Below are 1,486 nucleotides of genomic sequence, written 5' to 3' on the forward strand. Positions count from 1 at the left end.
CCGAAGCGGAAGAAGTCGAGGTAGAAGTCGAGGTGCTCGGGGTCGAGCCCCTTCTCCTTCGCCTGCTCGATCAGGATGTCGACGCGGTGCTCGCGCTGGGCGCCCGTCGTGATCTCGACGCCGTTGAAGAGCAGGTCGTACGACTTGGTCAGCCCGGTCTCTTCGTCGCGCATGTGGTAGAAAGCGCGGATCTGCGGGTGGTAGTCGGTGACGAACACGAACTGGTGGCCGAAGGTGTCCTGCGCCCACGCGGCGATCTGGCGCTCGCCCTCGGGGTCGAGGTCGCCATCCGTGCGCGGGACTTCGTAGCCGCGCGCCTTGACGATCTCGAGCGCCTCGGCGAGCGGGACGCGCGGGAACGGGATGGCCGGAACCTGCACCTCGACGCCGAAGAGCTCTTCGATCTCGGCGCCGTGCTTGTCCTTCACGGCCTGGAAGGCGAACTGCAGCAGCTCTTCCTGCATCCGTGCGACGTCTTCGTGTGAGTCGATCCAGCTGATCTCGGCGTCGATCGACGTGAACTCGGTCGCGTGTCGGCTCGTGAACGACGGGTCGGCGCGGAAGGCGGGGGCGATCTCGAAGATCTTGCCGAAGCCGGCGGACTGCGCCATCTGCTTGAAGAACTGGGGGCTCTGCGCGAGGTAGGCCGTCTTGTCTTCGAAGTAGTCGAGCGAGAACAGTTCGGCGTTCGACTCCGACGGGCTCGCCATGAGCTTGGGGGAGTGGATCTCGATGTAGTCGCGTTCGATCCAGTAGGTGCGCATCGCGTGCTCGAGCGTGGTCTGCACACGGAAGATGAGGTTGTTGCGGCGCTGGCGCAGGTCGAGGAAGCGCCAGTCCATGCGCTTGTCGACGCTCGAGTCCGCGGCGATCGGGGTCTCGGGGTTCGCCGCTGCGGCGATGTCGAGGGTCGCGAGTTTGATCTCGACGCCGCCGAGCTTGACGCGCTCATCGTGCTTGAGTTCGCCCGTCACGGTCAAGAAGGTGCCCGTAGCGAGTCCCGAGATCGTCTCGGTGAGGGCCAGGGCCGCGGATGCCTCAGGCGCGGCGTCTTCGGCCAGCTCGCGCGTCGCCGGGTTGACGAGCTGCACGGCGCCGGTCTCGTCACGCAGGATGACGAACTGCACCTTCTTCTGGTCGCGGACGGTCTCGACCCATCCCGACACCGAAACGGTGCCGTCGGGCAGACCCTGAAGCTGGTTGACCAGTACGCGTTGACTCACGAGGGTTCAGTCTACGGGGGCTCGCTTCACGTCTGCCGGACGACCCGATCCCGCAGGCGGGTGGGGGAGCGGGTGACGGGGCGCCAGAGCATCCGGGCGTCTATCCAGGAAGGTGCGCGGACTTCGGGGACGCCCCGGTTCATGCGGATCGACCAACCGTTTCGATCGACGAACCTGTGGTGGTACCAACAGAGGAGGACTCCGTTGTCGGTGTGCGTCGGCCCGCCTTCGGCATGACCCGTGACGTGATGGATTTCGCACCA

2 protein-coding genes are annotated in these 1,486 nt (G+C 65.8%); both read right to left on the minus strand.

The genetic code is table 11. The annotated features are described in order from the left end of the window. The coding region (aspS, locus tag MIC448_RS14585; protein ID WP_036301368.1) for an aspartate--tRNA(Asn) ligase at positions 1-1,223 on the minus strand (1,223 nt) is incomplete at its 3' end. A gap of 26 nt (positions 1,224-1,249) precedes the next feature. After that, a partial coding sequence (locus MIC448_RS14590; protein ID WP_144238068.1) for an HNH endonuclease signature motif containing protein occupies positions 1,250-1,486 on the minus strand: 237 nt, incomplete at its 5' end.

It is taken from the genome of Microbacterium sp. C448 (assembly GCF_000582705.2).
GTDB lineage: Bacteria > Actinomycetota > Actinomycetes > Actinomycetales > Microbacteriaceae > Microbacterium > Microbacterium lacus_A.